General features: G+C 71.8%; 16 protein-coding genes. 5 read left to right on the top strand and 11 right to left on the bottom strand.

Going from position 1 to position 17,529, the window contains the following annotated elements:
• Positions 1 to 29 precede the first annotated feature (29 nt).
• Positions 30 to 596 (bottom strand): ArsR/SmtB family transcription factor, encoded by a 567-nt coding sequence (locus LCN96_RS27265; RefSeq protein WP_225275737.1) that lies wholly within the window; start codon positions 594 to 596, stop codon positions 30 to 32.
• A 165-nt stretch (positions 597 to 761) separates the two neighbouring features.
• Here LCN96_RS27265 and LCN96_RS27260 point away from each other — a divergent pair, with 165 nt between their 5' ends.
• Complete coding sequence (locus LCN96_RS27260; protein WP_225275736.1) at positions 762 to 2,327, top strand: M1 family metallopeptidase; 1,566 nt, start codon at positions 762 to 764, stop codon at positions 2,325 to 2,327.
• A gap of 272 nt (positions 2,328 to 2,599) precedes the next feature.
• Positions 2,600 to 4,012: a VCBS repeat domain-containing M23 family metallopeptidase gene (locus LCN96_RS27255; RefSeq protein WP_225275735.1), complete on the top strand. Its 1,413-nt coding sequence runs from the start codon at positions 2,600 to 2,602 to the stop codon at positions 4,010 to 4,012.
• Between the two features lie 36 nt (positions 4,013 to 4,048).
• Here the strand turns inward: LCN96_RS27255 and LCN96_RS27250 are convergent, their stop codons facing one another.
• From LCN96_RS27250 to LCN96_RS27240, 3 genes are read right to left on the bottom strand one after another with little or no spacing between them, the layout of a single operon-like run.
• Positions 4,049 to 5,776, bottom strand: a complete 1,728-nt coding sequence (locus LCN96_RS27250) for an acetyl/propionyl/methylcrotonyl-CoA carboxylase subunit alpha (protein WP_225276069.1) — start codon at positions 5,774 to 5,776, stop codon at positions 4,049 to 4,051.
• A gap of 2 nt (positions 5,777 to 5,778) precedes the next feature.
• Positions 5,779 to 6,000: an acyl-CoA carboxylase epsilon subunit gene (locus tag LCN96_RS27245; protein WP_225275734.1), complete on the bottom strand. Its 222-nt coding sequence runs from the start codon at positions 5,998 to 6,000 to the stop codon at positions 5,779 to 5,781.
• Complete coding sequence (locus LCN96_RS27240) at positions 5,997 to 7,526, bottom strand: acyl-CoA carboxylase subunit beta (RefSeq protein ID WP_225275733.1); 1,530 nt, start codon at positions 7,524 to 7,526, stop codon at positions 5,997 to 5,999. Before LCN96_RS27240 ends, LCN96_RS27245 begins: the two co-directional genes overlap by 4 nt.
• An 88-nt stretch (positions 7,527 to 7,614) precedes the next feature.
• Between LCN96_RS27240 and LCN96_RS27235 the strand changes: the two genes are divergently transcribed.
• On the top strand, positions 7,615 to 8,292 hold the full coding sequence (locus LCN96_RS27235; RefSeq protein ID WP_225275732.1) for a TetR family transcriptional regulator: 678 nt from the start codon (positions 7,615 to 7,617) through the stop codon (positions 8,290 to 8,292).
• 49 nt (positions 8,293 to 8,341) lie between these two features.
• Positions 8,342 to 8,575 carry a hypothetical protein gene (locus tag LCN96_RS27230; RefSeq protein WP_225275731.1) on the top strand — a complete coding sequence of 78 codons (234 nt, stop codon included), beginning with the start codon at positions 8,342 to 8,344 and terminating at the stop codon, positions 8,573 to 8,575.
• A gap of 131 nt (positions 8,576 to 8,706) precedes the next feature.
• Here the strand turns inward: LCN96_RS27230 and LCN96_RS27225 are convergent, their stop codons facing one another.
• The gene (locus LCN96_RS27225) at positions 8,707 to 9,048 is read right to left on the bottom strand and encodes a winged helix-turn-helix transcriptional regulator (protein WP_225275730.1); all 342 of its coding nucleotides are present in this window, start codon (positions 9,046 to 9,048) and stop codon (positions 8,707 to 8,709) included.
• Here LCN96_RS27225 and LCN96_RS27220 point away from each other — a divergent pair.
• Positions 8,935 to 9,972, top strand: a complete 1,038-nt coding sequence (locus LCN96_RS27220) for an NAD(P)-dependent oxidoreductase (protein ID WP_225275729.1) — start codon at positions 8,935 to 8,937, stop codon at positions 9,970 to 9,972. The genes LCN96_RS27225 and LCN96_RS27220 overlap by 114 nt on opposite strands.
• A gap of 10 nt (positions 9,973 to 9,982) precedes the next feature.
• On the opposite strand, the gene LCN96_RS27215 is transcribed toward LCN96_RS27220, so the two are convergent.
• The 6 genes from LCN96_RS27215 to LCN96_RS27190 all read right to left on the bottom strand — a co-directional run bounded on the left by LCN96_RS27215 (position 9,983) and on the right by LCN96_RS27190 (position 17,302).
• Positions 9,983 to 11,317, bottom strand: coding sequence for a lanthionine synthetase LanC family protein (locus LCN96_RS27215; protein WP_225275728.1), 1,335 nt, complete (start codon positions 11,315 to 11,317; stop codon positions 9,983 to 9,985).
• Positions 11,318 to 11,486: 169 nt separating this feature from the next.
• Positions 11,487 to 12,179, bottom strand: a complete 693-nt coding sequence (locus tag LCN96_RS27210; protein ID WP_225275727.1) for an ABC transporter ATP-binding protein — start codon at positions 12,177 to 12,179, stop codon at positions 11,487 to 11,489.
• Positions 12,155 to 12,979 (bottom strand): ABC transporter permease, encoded by an 825-nt coding sequence (locus LCN96_RS27205; protein ID WP_225275726.1) that lies wholly within the window; start codon positions 12,977 to 12,979, stop codon positions 12,155 to 12,157. Before LCN96_RS27205 ends, LCN96_RS27210 begins: the two co-directional genes overlap by 25 nt.
• Complete coding sequence (locus LCN96_RS27200) at positions 12,976 to 14,115, bottom strand: ABC transporter substrate-binding protein (RefSeq protein ID WP_225275725.1); 1,140 nt, start codon at positions 14,113 to 14,115, stop codon at positions 12,976 to 12,978. Before LCN96_RS27200 ends, LCN96_RS27205 begins: the two co-directional genes overlap by 4 nt.
• Positions 14,116 to 14,435: 320 nt before the next feature.
• Positions 14,436 to 16,388 (bottom strand): tetratricopeptide repeat protein, encoded by a 1,953-nt coding sequence (locus tag LCN96_RS27195; protein WP_225275724.1) that lies wholly within the window; start codon positions 16,386 to 16,388, stop codon positions 14,436 to 14,438.
• A complete protein-coding gene (locus LCN96_RS27190; protein WP_225275723.1) occupies positions 16,385 to 17,302 on the bottom strand; it encodes an SIR2 family NAD-dependent protein deacylase in 918 nt (305 codons plus the stop codon). The genes LCN96_RS27195 and LCN96_RS27190 overlap by 4 nt, the downstream gene beginning before the upstream one ends.
• Between the last annotated feature and the right edge of the window lie 227 nt (positions 17,303 to 17,529).

Below are 17,529 nucleotides of genomic sequence, written 5' to 3'. Positions count from 1 at the left end.
CAGGCGCCGCGCGCCTGCCGGGCCCGGCGTCACTCCACGGTGGGCAGGTCCACGGGCAGGCCGACGGGAGGATCGTTGGCCAGGTCGAAGGCGGCGGCGAGGATGGTCAGGAGCTGGATCACGGCCTGGGGCGCCAGCGCGTACTCGCCGCGCCGCCGCTGGGTGATCAGGCGGGCGCTCTGCAGCGCGCGCAGGTGGTGGTAGAGCTGGCCGGTCGTGGTCTGCTCGCCGTCCCTGCTGAGGCATTCCTGCAGGTCCGTGCTGGTGCACCGGCCCCGCCTGACCAGCTCGGCGAGCAGTGCCAGCCGCGGCCGGCTGCCGAGGGACTCCAGGACGCCGGCCACCGGCGCCCAGTCGGCCGCCAGCAGCGTGGCCAGCGGGAGCTGCCGGTCCCACAGGCTCTCGCCGCCGGACAGCCGCGAGGCCCCGACGTAGCCCACCGTGCCGAGGTCGTCGTCCTCCTTGGCCTGGCGGAGCATGCGGGTGGCGGCTGCGGCGAGGGACGCGGGCGGGCGTCGCGCCGGGCCCGTGATCCCGGCCCGGCTCTCCAGGCGGGCGATGCGTCGCTCGAGTTCGGCGAGTCTGTCCTCGCTCATGGCGGGCTCCTACGTTAGTTCATAATTACGAAATAGCGTAGGCGACGGGCAGGGGCCTGGCAATACCGGGGGCGCCCGTGGCCGGTTCCGGCCAGCTGTCCGCACTTTGCACGCGCCGAAGGGTGACGTAGCTTCGCGAGCACCGGATCCCTTCCGAGGAGGGACATGTTCCCGCGCCCGCTCAGGCGCGCCGCCACGGCCGCCGCCTCAGCCCTGACACTCGCCCTGCCCCTGTCCCTGCCCCTGTCCCTGCCCCTGTCCCTGCCCCTGTCCCTGCCCCTGTCGGCGCCTGCCGCCGCCACGGCGCGCGCCCCCGGCGCGCCCGGCATCGGGGACGCCTACTTCCCCGACTACGGGAACGGCGGCTACGACGTCAAGCACTACAACCTGAAGCTGAACTACCAGCCGGGCACCGACCGGCTGGACGGCAAGGCGACCCTGCTCGCCACCGCCACGCAGTCGCTGACCCGCTTCGACCTGGACTTCCTGCTGGACGTGCGGGAGGTCAAGGTCAACGGCCGCGCTGCCGCCTTCGCCAGGACGGGCGCGCACGAGCTGGAGATCACCCCGGCCCGCGCGCTGCCCCGGTTCGTGCCGTTCGTGGTCGAGGTGACCTACGGCGGCGTGCCCGGCTCGATCGAGGTGCCCGGCGTCGTCCGACCGTGGATCAAGCGGGCCGACGGCGCGCTCGCGCTGGGCGAGCCGGAGATCGCCTGGTGGTGGTACCCGAGCAACGACCACCCGGCGGACAAGGCCACCTTCGACATCTCGGTCACCGTGCCCGAGGGCAAGCAGGCGATCAGCAACGGCGTGCTCGCCTCCCAGCGCACCTCGCACGGCAGGACCACCTTCCACTGGCTGATGGACAAGCCCATGGCCACCTACCTGGCCACGCTCTACATCGGCGACATCGAGGTGCACCGCTCCCGCTCGGCCGGCGGCCTGCCGGTGCTGACCGCGTACGACACGACGCTCGGCCCGCGCAGGGAGTTCGCCAAGGCCAGCGTCGAGCGCACCCCCGAGATCATGGAGTGGGCCTCGACCGTGTTCGGCCGCTACCCGTTCTCCTCGATGGGCGGCTCGGTCGTCAACGAGAACGTGGGCTTCGCGCTGGAGACCCAGACCCAGCCCGTCTACGACTCCGTCTTCTTCGAGACCGGGCCGGACGTCGGCGTCGTCGTGCACGAGAACGCCCACCAGTGGTTCGGCGACAGCGTGGCACTCGAGCGGTGGCGCGACATCTGGCTGAACGAGGGCTTCGCCACCTACGCGGAGTGGCTGTGGTCGGAGAAGGAGGGCACGGGCACCGCCGCCGAGCTGGCCAACTTCCTCTACGACGGGATCCCGGCCGACCACCCCCGGTTCTGGCTCGTCGTGCCCGGCGACCCCACGCCGTCCTCCCTGTTCTACGCCTCGGTCTACTGGCGCGGCGGCATGACGCTGCAGGCGCTGCGCGGCGAGGTCGGCGACGCCGACTTCTTCGCCATCCTCAAGGCGTGGGCCAGGACCGAGCAGCACGGCAACGGCGACACCGCCGAGTTCATCTCGCTGTCGGAGAAGATCTCCGGCGAGCAGCTGGACGCGCTCTTCCAGACGTGGCTGTACGAGCCGGGCAAACCCGCCGACCCACCGGCACCGGCACAGGCCCGGACGGCCGGCGCCCGGACCGGCCCGCCGGCCTCGTACGCGAGCCACGTGCGCTTCCACGAGCTGCTGCACGGACCCGCCTGACCGCCGCCCTGCCCGGATGCATGTGGCCGCGGAACCGCGCATCCGGGTGGTTCGCGGGAATCCCGCCCGACCACGGTGACAGGCTTCTTCGCGGCGCGGAGGCGGGTCACAGGCCGATGTCGCGCATGGCGTTGCCGCGCCGGCGGCGAGGTACCGCACGACGGCATACCTGAGCCATACCGCGTGAGCCTATGGTGAGTGGCGCTTCGACACGCACGACGAGGTTTCCCGCGCGTCGAGTCGTGTCCCAACCCCTCCGTGAATGGAACGACATGCTGAAGAGACGCTTAGCCGGCGCGGCCATGCTCCTGACCGTCGTGGCCGGTGCTCTGGTCGCGACCTCCGTTCCCGCCTCGGCTGCCCCGAACTACCAGCTGCCCTTCCCCTGCGGTCAGCAGTGGCGGCTGAACACCTGGGACTCCACGCACGCCCCCGCCCTGGACATGGTCCGGGAGCCGCAGTCGGGGACCGAGGGCTCACTGCTGGTCGCCCCGGCCGCCGGCACGGTGAACCAGTCGTACTACCACGGCAACGCCGGCAACATGATCCAGATCAACCACGGCGGCGGGCACTTCACCACCTACATCCACCTGCAGTCGCGTGCCGTGAGCGTGGGCGACAGAGTCGCGCAGGGGCAGCTCATCGGGCGGGTCGGGCACACCGGCCCCACCTCCAACGGCACCCCGCACCTGCACTACGAGCAGGGTTACGACGCCGACGGCAGCGGCAGCGCCTCCTGGGGATTCGAGGGCGCCGAGCGCGTCACGGCCGTGTTCGGCGGCAAGGCGTACGGCCCCGCGCCCAACGGCGAGTGGCGCAACGTCGAGAGCCGGAACGGCTGCGAGTCGAGGGCCGGCAACAGCGTGACGGGCGACTCGTACGCTGACGTGCTCGCCACCGACGGTGACGGCAAGATGTGGCTGTACAGCAACAACTTCGTCCGCGACAACGGCCAGCCCTACACGGGGAGTGCGCCACGCGAGGTCGGCCACGGCTGGAGCGCCTCGACCAGGATCATCCCGGCCGACGTCACCGGCGACGGCTACACCGACCTCCTCGCCGTAGACGCCACCGGAAAGATGCTGCTCTACAGCAACAACATCGCCCGCGACAACGGCCAGCCCTACACCGGCAGCGCACCACGCGAGGTCGGCCACGGCTGGAGCGCCTCGACCAGGATCATCCCGGCCGACGTCACCGGCGACGGCTACACCGACCTCCTCGCCGTAGACGCCACCGGAAAGATGCTGCTCTACAGCAACAACATCGCCCGCGACAACGGCCAGCCCTACACCGGCAGCGCACCACGCGAGGTCGGCCACGGCTGGAGCGCCTCGACCAGGATCATCCCGGCCGACGTCACCGGCGACGGCTACACCGACCTCCTCGCCGTAGACGCCACCGGAAAGATGCTGCTCTACAGCAACAACATCGCCCGCGACAACGGCCAGCCCTACACCGGCAGCGCACCACGCGAAGTCGGCCACGGCTGGAGCACCACCACCAGGATCATCCCCGCCGACGTCACCGGCGACGGCTACACCGACCTCCTCGCCGTAGACGCCACCGGAAAGATGCTGCTCTACAGCAACAACATCGTCCGCGACAACGGCCAGCCCTACACCGGCAGCACCCCACGTGAGGTCGGCCACGGCTGGAACAACTACCCCCGCGTCATGGCCTGACCCCATACCGACACCGGCCGGCACCGTCGTAGCGGGTCACGACGGATCCTTGATCTCGCAGATCACCGCCCCCGCCGCCACAGTGGCCCCCTTCTCGGCGGACATCCCGACCACGGTGCCGGCCTTGTGGGCGGTGAGCGGCTGCTCCATCTTCATGGCCTCCAGCACGACGACCGTGTCACCGGCCGCGACCGTGTCACCGTCGGCGGCGACCACCTTGACGATCGTCCCCTGCATCGGGCTGACCAGCGCGTCCCCGCCCGCCGCAGGGGCCGACGCCTTCTTGGTGCGGCGAGCGGTGGCCGCGGGTCTCCTGGCCGGGCCGCCGCTGTTCAGACCGGCAGGCAGGACGACCTCGATACGTTTGCCCGCCACCTCGACCGTGACCCGCTCCCGCTCCTGCGGCTCCGTCGCGGAGACAGGGCCTGCGTAGGGGGCGATCCGGTTGTCGAACTCGGTCTCGATCCAGCGGGTGTGCACGGCGAAGTCGACGAACGCCGGGTCCTCGACGACGGCCTGGTGGAAGGGCAGCGCGGTGGGCATGCCGTCGATCTCGAACTCGGCCAGGGCGCGGCGGGCGCGCTGCAGGGCCTGTTCACGGGTGGCGCCGGTGACGATCAGCTTGGCGATCAGCGAGTCGTAGGCGCCGGGCACGGTCTCGCCCTGCTCGTAGCCGCTGTCCAGGCGGACGCCCGGGCCGGAGGGCACGCGCCAGCGGGTGATGGTGCCGGGGGCGGGCAGGAAGCTCCGGCCCGGGTCCTCCGCGTTGATCCGGAATTCCAGCGCGTGGCCGCGCGGTGCGGGGTCGTCGTAGCCGAGGGGCTCGCCGTCGGCGATGCGGAACATCTCGCGGACCAGGTCGATGCCCGTGACCTCCTCGGTGACCGGGTGCTCGACCTGCAGGCGGGTGTTGACCTCCAGGAACGAGATCGTGCCGTCCTGGCCGACGAGGAACTCGCAGGTGCCCGCGCCGACGTAGCCCGCCTCCCGGAGGATCGCCTTGGACGACTCGCGCAGCAGGCTCTCCTGCTCCGGCGTGAGGAGCGGGGCGGGGGCCTCCTCGACGAGCTTCTGGTGGCGGCGCTGGAGCGAGCAGTCGCGGGTGGACACCACGACCACGGTGCCGTGGGCGTCGGCCAGGCATTGGGTCTCGACGTGCCGGGGACGGTCGAGGTAGCGCTCGACGAAGCACTCGCCCCGGCCGAAGGCGGCCACCGCCTCGCGGACGGCGCTGTCGTACAGGTCGGGGATCTCCTCCAGCGTGCGGGCCACCTTCAGCCCGCGTCCGCCACCCCCGAACGCGGCCTTGATCGCGATCGGCAGCCCGTGCTCCTGCGCGAACGCCACCACCTCGGCGACGCCCGCCACGGGGTCCGCGGTCCCGGCCACCAGGGGCGCGCCGACCCGCTGGGCGATGTGGCGGGTCTGCACCTTGTCACCGAGCGCGGTGATCGCGGCCGGGGGCGGGCCGATCCAGGTCAGGCCCGCGTCGAGGACCGCCTGGGCGAAGGCGGCGTTCTCGGCCAGGAAGCCGTAGCCGGGGTGGACCGAGTCGGCGCCGGAGCGCGCCGCCACCTCGATGATCTTCTCGATCGACAGGTACGTCTCCCCGCCGAGGGAGTACGCCTCGTCGGCCAGGCGGGCGTGCAGCGCGTCGCGGTCGGGCTCGGCGTAGACGGCCACGCTGCCGAGGCCGGCGTCCCGGCACGCGCGGATGACGCGGACGGCGATCTCGCCACGGTTGGCGACGAGCACCTTGCGCAGGCTCACAGGTGTCCTCCCATAGTCCATCTCGACTCCCGCCAGCCACCTGGGCCGGGCGTGAGGGTGCGGCGCAACGAGCGGCGGGGCCGCCGGGTCACGGGCGACGGCGCGGATTCCCCCCGGGCGGCGTGCAGGGCCACGACGAGGGCGGCCAGCTCCTCAGGTGCCGGGTCGCCCTGGACGACGGTGACGGCCCGCACGGCGGGGTTCCCGGTGACGTTCACAGCGGGATGTTCCCGTGCTTCTTGGGCGGCAGGGCGTCCCGCTTGCCGCGCAGCAGCCGCAGCGCCCTGACCACCTCGCGGCGCGTCTCGCCGGGCCGGATCACCTTGTCCACGTAACCGCGCTCGGCCGCCAGGTAGGGCGTGGCGAGGGTGTCCTCGTACTCGGTGATCAGCTCGGCGCGCAGCGCGTCCGGGTCGCCGGCGGCGGCCAGGCGCTTGCGGTGCAGGATGTCGATCGCGCCCTGGGCGCCCATGACGGCGATCTGCGCGGTGGACCAGGCCAGGTTGACGTCCGCGCCCAGGTGCTTGGAGCCCATCACGTCGTACGCGCCCCCGTACGCCTTGCGCGTGATCACGGTGACCAGCGGGACGGTCGCCTCGCCGTAGGCGTACAGGAGCTTGGCGCCGCGCCGGATGATGCCGTTCCACTCCTGGCCGGTGCCGGGCAGGAAGCCGGGCACGTCCACCAGCGTCAGCACCGGGACGCTGAAGGCGTCGCAGGTCCGCACGAACCGGGCGGCCTTCTCCGAGGCGTCGATGTCGAGCGTGCCCGCCAGCCGCAGCGGCTGGTTGGCCACCACCCCGACCGGGCGTCCTTCGATCCGCCCGAAGCCGACCACGATGTTCGGCGCGAACAGCTCCTGCACCTCCAGGAACTCGCCGTCGTCCAGCACCGCGCCGATCACCTCGTGCATGTCGTACGGCTGGTTCGGCGAGTCGGGGACGAGCGTGTCCAGGGCCGGGTCGTCGGCCAGGTCCGCCTCGACGTGCGGGTACGGCGGCTCGTCGAGGTTGTTGTCCGGCAGGTACGCCAGCAGCGCCCGCGCGTAGTCGAGCGCGTCGTCCTCGTCCGAGGCCAGGTAGTGGGCCACGCCGCTGCGGCTGTTGTGCACCCGCCCGCCGCCCAGGTCCTCGAACGACACGTCCTCCCCCGTGACCGTCTTGATCACGTCCGGGCCCGTGACGAACATGTGCGACGACTCGTCCACCATGATCGTGAAGTCGGTGAGCGCCGGCGAGTACACGTGGCCGCCCGCGCACGCGCCCATGATGAGCGAGATCTGCGGGATCACCCCTGACGCCCGGATGTTGCGGCGGAAGATCTCGCCGTACAGGCCGAGCGAGACGACTCCCTCCTGGATGCGCGCCCCCGCGCCCTCGTTGATGCCGATGATCGGGCAGCCGTTGCGCACCGCCAGGTCCATGACCTTGCAGATCTTCTGCCCGTACACCTCGCCCAGCGAGCCCCCGGCCACCGTGAAGTCCTGCGAGAACACGCACACCTGGCGCCCGTCCACCGTGCCGTAACCGGTCACCACGCCGTCGCCGTACCCGAGCGAGCCCTTGGCCAGCGCGTCCAGCTCGACGAACGAGCCGTCGTCCAGCAGCCGCTCGATCCGCTCGCGGGCGGTCAGCCTGCCCTTGGCGTGCTGCTTGGCCGCCGCCCGCGCCTCGCCGACGTGAACCGCCTCGTCGAGCCGTTCCTTCAGGCGGGCCAGACTGCCCGCGGTCCCCTGCACTGCCATCCACCACCATCCATAAGACTCAGTTTCACATGTACGGTACTCAGTATCAGGCGTGCTGAACAGCCCCGGGTTCCTGGAGAATGACCACGTGCCGACAACGTCCATCAGCCACCGCCTCGCCGAAGCCGCCGTGACGCTGTTCGACGAGAACGGCTACGACGAGACCACCGTCGACGACATCGCGAACCTGGCGGGCGTGAGCCGCAGCACCTTCTTCCGCTACTACCGCTCCAAGGAAGACGCGATCTTCCCCGACCACGACGCGCTGCTCGCCAGGATCGACGCCCGGCTGCGCGCCTCCACCGCCGGCACCGCGATCGTGGCCATCACCGACGCCGTGCGCATCGTGCTCGCCCACTACGTGGACGACGCCGAGGTCTCGCTGCGCCGCTACCGGCTCGTCCGCAAGGTGCCCGCGCTGCGCGACAGGGAGATCGCCAGCGTGGCGCGTTACCAGCGGCTGTTCCGCGAGTTCGTCGGCGCCTGGCTCGGCGACTCACCCGACGCGGGGCTGCGTGCCGAGCTGATGGCCGCCTCCGTCGTCTCGGCGCACAACCAGGTGCTGCGCGGCTGGCTGCGCGCCGGCGGCACCTACGACCCGAGCGGGCCGCTCGACCACGCCCTCGGCTACGTCATCGCCACCTTCCGGCACCTGGAGCAGCCCCAGGAGACCGGCGAGCAGGTCGTCGTCGCCACCTTCAGCCGCACGGCCTCCCCGCAGGCCGTCATGGCCGCCATCCAGCAGCACCTCGACTCCCGCGCCTGAACGCGCCGGCTCCCGCCGACCCCGCCCGCACCCGCCTGCTGGAGCCCGCGTGCTTGCACAGGCTCGGCCCCCGGACGCCGAGCACGGCGCCGAGGTCGGCCATGGTCGCCGCCTGGTACCCGCGCTCGGCAGCGCGTACACCGACCTGCCCGGCACGTACCCGACCGAGCTGAACGGCTACAACGGGGTGATGTTCGGGCCGGTGGGCACGAGCAGGCTCAGGGGCGTGCTGCAGAGCGGGGCCGCGTCCGTCGGGTCGCCGGAGGTGAAGGCGGACGCGTAGGCCGGGCCGCGTACCCACTTTTTTGTGGGTACTTGCCGCGGGGGCGGCGGCACGGCGAAGCTGGTCCTGGCGGCCTTCCCGGCCGCCAGGAGCAGCCGGGCGAGCAGGAGACGCGGGGGGTGATCCGGGTGTCAGGAAGCGGCGGCCAGCCGTTCCAGACGGCGGTGCCCCCAGTCGGACAGGGGCGCCAGCGCCTCTGACAGGTCGCGGCCGAACGGGGTCAGCGAGTACTCCGTCTTCAACGGCCGCACGTCGTACACCTCGCGGTGCACGAGCCCGTCACCCTCCATCTCCCGCAACGTCTGAGTCAGCACCTTCTCGCTGAGCCCCGGCAGCTGCCGGCGCAGCTCGCCGGGCCGGTGCGGGCCGGACTCCAGGACCCACAGCAGGGCCGTCTTCCACTTGCCGTCGATCACGGCGATCGCGGCGGTCACTCCGCAGACATCCGGGTCCTGGGCGCGGCTGCGCGTCATGTCGTCATCCCATCCTTCACCGAGGAGTCAAGAGGCATGCCCTCATCTGCTGAACAGTCTGCCGTGACCGTGCTCGGCCTGGGCCCGATGGGCCGGGCGCTGGCCGGGGCGTTCCTGGACGCGGGCCTGCGCGTCACCGTGTGGAACCGCACGCCGGGCAGGGACCGTGAGCTGGTCGAGCGCGGCGCGCACAGCGCCGCCACCCCGGAGGCGGCGGTGTCGGCGAGCCCGCTGACCGTGCTCTGCGTGGTCAACTACGACGCCGGCGACGCCATCGTGCGGCGCGAGGCCGTCGCCACGGCGCTGAAGGGCCGCACGCTGGTGAACCTGACCGCCGACACCCCCGGCCGGGCCAGGGACACCGCCGCCTGGGCCGCCGGCCACGGCGTCGGCTACCTGGACGGCGCCATCATGACGCCGACCGTCACCATCGGCACGCCCGGCGCGGTGTTCCTGCACAGCGGCCCCGAGGAGCTCTACCGCGAGCACCGGGCCGTGCTGGACGCGCTCGGCGGCACCCACACCCACCTGGGCGCCGACATCGGGCGGGCGGCCTCGTACGATCTGGCGCTGCTCGACATCTTCTGGACGGCGATGACCGGCTACGCGCACGCGCTGGCGATGGCGCGGGCGGAGGGTGTCACGGCGCGGGAGCTGGCGCCGTTCGCCCAGGGCATCGCCGCGATCCTGCCGCCGATCTTCGAGGAGGGCGCGCGGGAGGTGGACGAGGGCACCTACTCCGGCGAAGGCAACCCGATCACCTCGGCGGTGTCGTCCATGACGCACATCGTGCACGCCTCAGAGGAGCACGGGATCGACGCGGGCGTGATGCGGGCGGCCGAGGGCCTGGCCCGCCGCGCCGTCGGCCTCGGGCACGGCGCCGACGGCTTCCTGCGGGTGACCGAGCTGCTCAACCCGCGCTGAGGCCCTCCGCTCAGGACTCGCCGTCGGCCGTGTGCGGCAGCGGGATGGCGGGGAACGGGTTGTCGGGCAGGAGGATGACCCGGCGCGGCTGCTTGGGCTGGCCGGCGGCGTCCAGGTGGAGCAGGGCGGCGCCGATGCCGGCCGCGCCCACCATGTAACCGGTGTCGGCCGTCACTTCGCCGGGGCGCAGCCGCCGGTAGGCCTGGTACCAGCGGTAACCCTGCCCGTTGGGGTCGGTGGCGCGGCCGATGAGGTCCGCGGCGAGTGTGCGGGCGTACTCCAGGTGGGACGGGTCGCCGGTCGCCGCCCACAGGCCGACGAACAGCTCGATCACTCCCGCCGTGCCGCAGCACTGGCAGGCGACGTTCCAGTAGCCCTCGGTACGGCGCCGCGGCACGCCGCTGCGCACGATGCCGCGCGCCAGCCGCTCCACCCACTCCAGGTCGCCGGGGTCGCCCGTCACCCGGTGCAGCTCGTAGAACATCCTGGCCACGCCGGCCGAGCCGGAGCAGAAGCCGAGGTAGTGCAGGCCGCGGGCGTGCGGCACGTGGTGCGGGACGACCGCGCAGGCGCCGGTCACGACGCTGACCTCGCGGACGAAGGCCGCGCCGCTGCGGGCGGCGTTCAGGAACTGCTTGTCGCCCGTCACCCCGTACAGGCGGGCCAGCAGGAACGCGGTGCCGGCCGTACCGGCCAGGAAGCCGGGGGTGACGGCGTCGACCGGCAGGTCGGCGCAGTCGCCGAAGCGGTGGCCGGGCACGGGCAGGCGGGCGATGCGCAGCCCCGCCTCCACCGCCGCCTCCTCGTACGCCGGCACGCCGAGGTGGGTGGCGGCCCGCAACAGGCCCAGGATGATCCCGCCCTCGCCGCGCTGCGCCGGGTCGCGGGACCAGGTCACGCCGTCGCCGCCGCTGCGTCCGCGCCGGACGATCAGGTCGGCGATGGCCGCGGCCGCCTCCTCGAACTCCGCCTCGCCGAGGGTCCAGCCCGCCTCCATGAGCGCGACCAGCACGCCGGTCAGCCCGTGGTAGAGGGACAGGTCGTCCTGCTCGCGCCAGGTGGCGGCCAGCCGCCTGGCTCCGGCCCTGGCGTCCTCCAGGTAGGCCTCATGCCCGGTGGCGGCGGCCAGCTCCAGGAAGAAGAGCACGACGCCGGCCGCGCCGGAGTAGAGGGACCAGGGCTCGGCGGTGACCGCCGACGCGCCGCGCGTGTCGGGGTTGGCCTGCCAGCTGCGCCCGCGCTCGTCGTCGACGGCAGCCGATCGGATCCACCGGCCGGCCAGGATGGCGGCGGTCAGCGGGGAGTCGGCACGTGCACTCGACGCGCGCATCTCGTCCAGGCTCATGGTGCCATTTTCCCATACGATTGGTAGGAATACCCGGAATCTTGGAAATCTTGGAGAATCAACCTGCTGGAACCCGCCCCTCCATTATGGCGGCACCCACGGTCGTGCGCCGACCGTGACGCCCTCGGCGATGCGGCGACCGCGCGCAGGCTCCCAGCGGCACCCACGGTCACGCACCGGCTGTGACGCCGAGGGCGCGCAGGAGCTCGGCCCGGGCCGCGGCGGGGTCGGAGCGGTCGTCGAGCCGCAGCTCGGCGGCGATCCGGCCGTGTTCGAGCACGAGCACGCGGTCGGCCAGCGCGACGGCCTCGTCCACGTCGTGGGTGACCAGGAGCACGGCCGGCCGGTGCTGCTCGAACAGGCGGCGCAGCAGGCCGTGCATCTTCAGCCTGGTCAGGGCGTCGAGCGCGCCGAACGGCTCGTCGGCCAGCAGCAGGCGGGGCTCGCGTACCAGCGACCTGGCCAGCGCGACGCGCTGCTGCTCGCCGCCGGACAGCTCGTTGGGCCAGGCCCGCTCCCGCCCCGCCAGCCCCACCTCGGAGAGGCTGTCGCGGCCACGCTGTTCCGCACCGGTCAGGCCGAGCACCACGTTCGGCAGCACCCGCTGCCAGGGCAGCAGCCGGGCGTCCTGGAAGACCACCGACACCTCGGCGGGAACCTGCAGCTCCCCCTCCCCCTCGACGTCGGCGTCCAGCCCGGCCAGCGCCCGCAGCAGTGTGCTCTTGCCGGACCCGCTCCTGCCGAGCAGCGCCACGAACTCGCCGGGCGCCAGCTCCAGGTCCAGGTCGTCGAGCACCTTGCGCGTCCCGTACCGGCGGGTCAGGCCCCTGACCCTGATCAGCTCGCCAGCGTGCGCCGCCACGACAGCGCCCTCCTCTCCACGACCCGGACGGCGGCGTCGGAGAACAGGCCGAGCAGCCCGTACAGGACGATGCCGACCAGGATCACGTCGGTCTGCCCGTACGTGCGCGCCAGGTCCATCATGTAGCCGATGCCGCTGGTCGAGTTGATCAGCTCGGCCACCACCAGGAACAACCACGCCGTCGTGACCGCGAACCGCAGCCCCAGCAGGAACCCTGGCAGCGCCCCCGGCAGCACCACCTTCCCGATGAACGCGCCCCGCCCGAGATCGACGGTCTCGGCCAGCTCCACGTAGCGGCTGTCGATGCCGCGCAGGCCGTTGTGCGTGTGGATGTAGATCGGCACCAGCACGCCGACGGCGATCACGGTGACCTTCATGCCCTCGCCGATGCCGAGCCAGAGGATGAGCAGCGGCATCAGCGCGAGGGAGGGGATGGCGCGTTTGATCTGCACCGGCCCGTCGATCAGCGCCTCGCCCCAGCGGCTGAGCCCGGAGACCAGCGCCAGCGCCGTACCGAGCGGCACGCCGATGGCCAGGCCCAGGGCGACCCTGCCCACCGAGGTGAGCAGGTTGTCCTGGAGGCGGCCCGACTCGGTGAGCTCGGCGGCGGTGCCGACCACCGTCCACGGGGCGGACAGGAAGCGGGGGTCCAGGTGGCCGGTGGCTGAGGCCAGCGTCCACAGAGCGAGCAGGAGGGAGGGGCCCAGCAGGAAGCCCAGTCTGATCGGGCGGCGCGGGCTCAGGCGGCGGCGGGTGCGGGGGCGGATGGCGGTGGACGGGGGCGAGGCGATCAGTGTCATCGGAGCCCTCCCGCGACCGCTGACCGGCTTCCAGCAGCGCCCGGGGGTGAGCCTTGGGCCGCTGCCCCCGGCCGCCCCGCGACCGCGTCCGCGCCGACGCTCTCGTAGCGCAGGTCGTACAGCTCCTCCGCCTTCAGCGGCGGGTTACCGGTCTCGGCGGCCAGGATGTCGACGGTCTCCTGGTGCCGCTGAACGGCCTGTGACCAGTCGGCAGGGAGGTCGGGCTCGCCCGCCTGCTCGACGAGGTACTCCCCATCGGCGGCGGTCAGGCCCTGGTCCTTGACGTAGTAGCCCTCGATCCACTCCTCAGGATGCTCGTAGGCCCACTGGGCGGCCCTGGCCCAGGCGGCGACGTACTCGCGGATGGCCGCGGCCTTGGCCGGGTCCCGCAGCGTGGAGGTGCGGACGTAGAGGTGGGCGGGGTCGTCGCGGAGGCCGTGCGGGATCGTGGTGGCGCCGTCCCGGCCGAACTTGGTGAGGTACCGCTTGATGTTGACGCCGCCGATCGGGGCGACGTCCACCTGCTTGGAGGCCAGCGCGTTCGGGTAGACGTCGCCGGTGCTGGGCAGCTCGACCAGGGTGACGTCCCGCTTGCTGAGCCCGGCCTTCTTCAGCGCCTTGAGCACCAGCGCGCCCTGGGCCTGGCCGGGGCTGTAGGCGATCTTCTTCCCGCGCAGGTCCCGCAGTGACCGCACGTGCACGCCGGGGGCGATGCCCAGCTCGTACGTGGGGTGGGCGAGCGGGTCCTTCCGATACCTGGACGCGACGATCTTGACGGGCAGGCCGGTCCAGACGGCGTGGATGGGCGGGATCTCGGCCACGGCGCCGACGTCCAGCGCGTCGGCCCTGAACGCCTCGCTCGTCTGCGGGCCGCCGCTGAGGTTGGCCCATTCGATGTCGAACGAGAAGCTGTCGAGCTCGCCGGAGAGCTGGAGGGCCACCTTGGTCGGCGGGTCTCCGACGATCAGCTTGGTGCCCTCGGGCACGGCTGTGGGCAGCGGCGCGTCGGCCGCCAGCGCCGGCGCGCCCGTCTCCTGGCCGGCCGGTGGCGCGCACGCGGCCAGCGGGAGGAGCAGGACGAGGAACGCGCCGAGCAGCGAGCGGGGACGCCTGATGAGGCGTGGGGCCTGGCTCATGACCTTGACGGTACGGACCGACCCCCTCTCCAGTCAACATTTCCTACCGGTTTTTAGGGTATTTCTGGCTGTGGCGGTGATCGTCAAGTGGTCAGGCCCGCCCGCCGGGCGACGACAGCCGCGCCCAGCCCGTGGCGACCCTGAAGGCCGCGGCACACCCCGCGCCGCCGCTGACGGACCGCCGGGACCTCGACGCCGCTGCGCCCGCCCCGCACACCCGCCCCCGCCGCGTCCCGCATCCCCCTCAAAGCTCCGTCGCGACGCCGCACGTCACCGCTCCCCCGTCACAGCGGGACCGCTCCCGCCGACAGGGACCGGTGTCACGCTGGAGGTTCGGCTTCGTCCCGGTCCGGCGCCGCCGTGACCTGGGCGCGTTCGAGAAGTTCACGAGCGCGAGCCGCCAGCGCCGGTGGCGGTGACGGATCGCCGCGCAGCGCCGCGTTCAGCTCGGCGGTGGCCTCCTCCACGCGACCGAGCGCGGCCAGCGCGGCGGCCCGCGCCGCGCGTGCCGCGGGCTCCTCCTCCGCGGGGACGCCGAGCGCCCACGCGCGGTCGAGGTCGGCGAGGGCTTGGGGATATTCGCGCAGCTCGGCCCGGATCTGACCGCGGCCGAGCAGCGCCGGGACGAGGTCGGGCCTGCCGTCGAGAACGCGGGAGAAGGTGAGCAGCCCGTCGGCCGGGGAGCCGTCGCGCCACAGCGCGTAGCCGAGGCCGACCAGGATGTCAGGATCGCCGGGGGCACGGCTCAACGCCTGCCGGAACTGGTCGATGGCCTGGCCGTACCGGCCCTCCTCGTGATGCAGCCGGGCCAGGGCCGCGAAGAGCTGGGCGCTGCCGTAGTCGTCGTCGAGCTGTATCAGCGTGTTCAGGGCGGTTCTGAGGCTGTGCTCGGCCTCGGCCGAGTCGCCGCTCAGGCGGGAGATGTCGCCCTGCAACGCCAGCGCCTGGGCCAGCCGCCGGTCGTCGCCCGCGTCGCGGTAGCGCTGTGCGGCCGCTTCCGCGTACTCGCGAGCCGAGGAGTAGTCGCCCTCGCCCATCGCCGTCTCGGCCGCCGCGCGGAAGTCGGCCGGGCTCTGCGGGGTCCGGGGCGCGCTCGGCTCGCCGCCGTGCCGCTCCCACCAGAGCGCATTCGCCGTGCGTACCGCGGTGATCAGCCGGTCCTGGCCGAGCTGGTACCAGGTGAGCCTGGCACGGAACTCCGGGGTGAGGATGTGCCGCTCGGCCAGGGTGTCCACGACCGTGTTGGGCATGTCGGCCGTGGTGAGGGCGCCTCGGTACGCGGTCGCCCTGGTGCCGAAGGGGGTGATGAAGATCGTCTCCAGCCAGGCGCGCAGCCTCGCCTCATCCACCCCGCACTCCGCTGCCACCTTGCCGATCGCCGTGTCGCAGTAGGCCATGACCGCCGTGTCGACGTCGCCGAAGCGCTGCAGGTCCTCCTCCGTGATCACGTCGGTGTCCGTGGACTGCCAGAGGCTGCTGCACGCTATCTGCAGGTGGAGCGGCTCGACGCGGTCCTGCCGCACGTGGACGACGTGCCCCACCCGGTCTTCGAAGGTGACCGTGCGCAGATCGTCCAGCAGCCGCGCGGCGACACCGGCGGCGAACCGGCGGCCGGTACCTTCGAGCGGGCGCACGATCGCCTCGTGTGCGGCTTCGGGTTCGAGCGGATCGATGCGCACCCGGGCCGCCCGCCGATCGCTCAGCCTTCTCTCGTACGCCTCGAACGTACCGAAGTGGTCGTCGCGGACGATCAGGAGCAGCTTCAGCGCGGGCAGGACGCGCAACGCCTCGGCGATCTGGTCGATCAGGAGCTCCCCGCTCGGCCGCCGCGTCGGAGGGCCGTCGAAGAGCTCCTCGAACTGGTCGACCGCGGCCAGGACGCTGTACGGCTCGCCGTACTCGTTCACCCGCGCGGGTCTCGACCGCAGGAAGGCCCCGATCGACGTCCCGGGCGCGGGCGGGCGGCCGGCCGACGTCCAGCTCGCGAGCAGGGGGTAGGCCGGATCGACGTGCTGGGTGGCCAGCGGCGCCGCGACGGGCCGCACCACCCGCCCGACGGGCAGCAGATCGATCTCCTCGTTCGCGAGCAGGGGCAGCACCCCCGCGTTGAGCAGCGACGTCTTGCCCGTCGACTCCGGGCCGTACAGAACGGTCAGGCGTTCGGCCCGCCACAGGGCGGCCAGGTTGCGGGCTTCACCCCGGCGGCCGAAGAAACGGTCCGCTTCATCCGCGCGAAAGGGGCGAGGTCCGACATATGGCTCATGGTCGTTCATCTCGCCTCTCCCCACATGCGCCTCGCCAGCTCCGACGTGAAGGATTCAGTACTCTCCCAGAAGATAGCGATATGCCGCTCGCGGAAAGCCTCTTCCAGGTATGTCTTCGCAGACCCGATGTCCTCGGCCATCGGGGGTTCCAGCTGGACGCTGACATGCCTGCGCCGGTAGGAGGTGTCCACGTCCCGGAGCAGGGTCCGGAACAGCACCAGGAACGTCCAGTCGTGCAGGCTGTAGCCGATGAAGAGTAGTGGCTTGGTCCGCAGCGCCGCGTGCACCACCGGGGGGATCATGCTCCGGTCGTCCTTCGTGGAGCCCTCTTCGACGAGCCGGATCAGGTACTCGATGTAGTCGTCCTCGGCCAGGACCATGGATCGCGGGTGTTTCCAATGGCCGTGGAGGTGAAACACCAGAGGCTCCTCCGGAGAGGGATGATAATTCCCGAGCGCATCAAACGGGGAGTCAAATTGATCTTCTATTCCAGCGGTCCACGGGCTGACCCCCAGACGGGGCCGCTTCTCATGGTAGGTGAGCGCCCGAAAGAGCAGATCGTCATAGTTCGTAGTTATGTATACCGGTAAGTCGCACCTGGCCAGCAACGAGTGAATCTGAGTGACATTCCGAAAGTCAGGCATCTGGACCTCCGCGAAGACTTCCGCCGCGAGATGCTCCTTGAGCGAAACAAGATCTCCCGCGAAATCCACCGACGCCACATACTGCATCACCCGCCCCAGGTTGGTGGAGTCTTTGAACGGATAAGCGCTGAGCCGCGCCCACTCCGCCGCCAGGACGGCACCGAGGGGGATATGGCCGGCGGAGGCCCCCGCACCGAGGAAAGGCGTGCACTGCCCCGTCCGTAAATTGCTGATCAACATCCTCCACGCGAGCTCCCGCCCGGCCCGCAGATCCGTCACAGAGATCGGCCCTCGTTCCCCTGGTCGCCACGTAGACGGTTCCCCCAAACTGCCCAATACGCTTGAGATTCCGGGATCGCGCTCAAGTCGTCAAGCTCTTCGCATCTCGCGCGTTTTCCTGCAACTCCTACTACGCTCAAGTTGGGGCGGTGAGATGTCGCGCCTGTGTGGAACGTTGCGCCCGGGCGCGATAACTTCTGGCACGGGGCAACTCCTATCGAAGCCGA

The sequence above is a fragment of the Nonomuraea gerenzanensis genome (assembly GCF_020215645.1).
GTDB lineage: Bacteria > Actinomycetota > Actinomycetes > Streptosporangiales > Streptosporangiaceae > Nonomuraea > Nonomuraea gerenzanensis.
Note: the sequence above shows the minus strand (reverse complement) of the source record. Positions and strands in the feature narration are given on the sequence as shown.